This window comes from Sphingomonas sp., from assembly GCF_025353885.1.
Lineage (GTDB): Bacteria > Pseudomonadota > Alphaproteobacteria > Sphingomonadales > Sphingomonadaceae > Sphingomonas_O.
The window spans coordinates 1-1,635 of the sequence record NZ_JANXNX010000067.1 but is presented as its reverse complement, the minus strand read 5'-3'; the positions used below and the strand labels follow the sequence as shown (position 1 = coordinate 1,635).

1 protein-coding gene is annotated in these 1,635 nt (G+C 64.0%); it reads left to right on the top strand.

Features of this window, described 5'->3' with window-relative positions; all coding sequences use genetic code 11:
* Positions 1-564 precede the first annotated feature (564 nt).
* Complete coding sequence (locus tag Q0R02_RS07260) at positions 565-1,626, top strand: peptidoglycan DD-metalloendopeptidase family protein (protein WP_293882011.1); 1,062 nt, start codon at positions 565-567, stop codon at positions 1,624-1,626.
* Positions 1,627-1,635 lie beyond the last annotated feature (9 nt).

Genomic DNA, 1,635 nt, shown 5'->3' with positions numbered 1-1,635 from the left:
GCTCGACCCCAACGGCGCCTCGGTGCTGACCGCGCATCTGTTCCGCAATTTCGGCCGCCCCAACCAGCGGGAGCAGATCGTCGATGTCGAACTGACCGAGGATTCGGAAGGGTCGAAGATGCTCGGGCGGATCCTCGTGCCGAGGGTGGTGAAACCGGCAGAATAGCCGGCACACCTCGGCACACGAGCAACGGCGGCCTGGCGGCACGTTCTCTGTTCCGCTCTGTTATTCGCGCGATAACAGCGGAAGATAACTTTTTTTGAGCACATCGCTCATAGTTTATCTTTGATATTCAGTGTGTTGGCGTCAATCCCATGCCAAGAACAGGGCTCGGAACAGAGCCCGGATCAGGCATAACAGGGGCCGGAACAGAGCGATAACAGGCAATAACAGAGAGCGAGCCGGGGCCCCCGTTTTCGTGATCGACGATGAGAAAGAGCCGGCAACCGAGGCTGCGGTGATGGCAGCATATTGGAGGTTTTTGCGGCGCGGTTGAATCGGGATGTCGCGCACGCCGTCCAAGTCGATTCAACATCAGGGGCGACATACGTAGTGTCGCCGGCATGTGTACTCCTGCTCTCCGCGCCCGTCTGCCCGTCGATCCCGCCGCGGCATCCATCAACCCCGCCAGTCCCCAGTCCAGACCGCCCCGCAATCTGGGCATTGCCCTCGCGGCTTTTCCCGCTTCCGCTACTGCCCCGCCACAGCCGCCGGTCGGGCCATCGTTTCAGCCGGCCCTCGCCGATGACCTGTCCGCCCTGCGCGGCCCGCAACGCCCTGTTCCGCCCGTAGCGGCGCGGCCCGGTGGTGATGACCCGCTCGCCGTCATCATGGAGGGTATCCGGCGCGATCAGATGAAGCAGCAAGGCGCCCCGGCGCCCGTCGCTGCGCCGCCCCCCGCGCCGCGAACACCCGTGAAAGCGGCGCCTGTGCGGCAAGCCCGGCCGGTGCCGGTCGCGCAACCGAAGGCAGCAGCAACAGCCGGCACTGCCCCGCTTTTGCAACGGCGCTGGCCGGTGCATGGCTATGGCGGTGCCTCGGATGGTTCGACATCGAGAAAGGGTATCAAGGGACCCAACGGCGCCGAATTTTACGGCGATGGCCGCTTCGACCCGACCGGTGCCCATCGCTGGCGGAGCGGCAAGCCGCATATGGGCGTCGATCTGCCACAAAAGCCGGATACCCCGGTCCAGGCGGCGGCCGACGGGGTGGTTTCGCACATCAAGCCGGAATTGGGACCGCTCAAACACTGGACGCAAGATGGGCACGGCAACCGGGTCAAGGTGTTCAACCTGGTGCCGAAAAAGGACAAAGCGGGCAACGCCGTGCTCGATGGAAATGGCAAGCCCGTCATGGTCCACCAGATCGGCATGACCGGCTATGGCAAGAGGATCTGGATCGACCACCCGGACGGCACCCGAACGACCTATAATCATTTGCGTGACAGCCCGGCCCTGGCGGTCGGGGCAAAGGTCAGGGGTGGCCAGGTCATCGGGCTCGTCGGCACCAGCGGCAACGCGCTGAGAGGAGGAAGCCACCTCCATTTCGAGGTGCAGCGATACGACCGAAAGAGAAGGATATGGGTTCCAATCGACCCGGCAGGCTGGATCAACGGGACGCAGTGAGACTGCGCG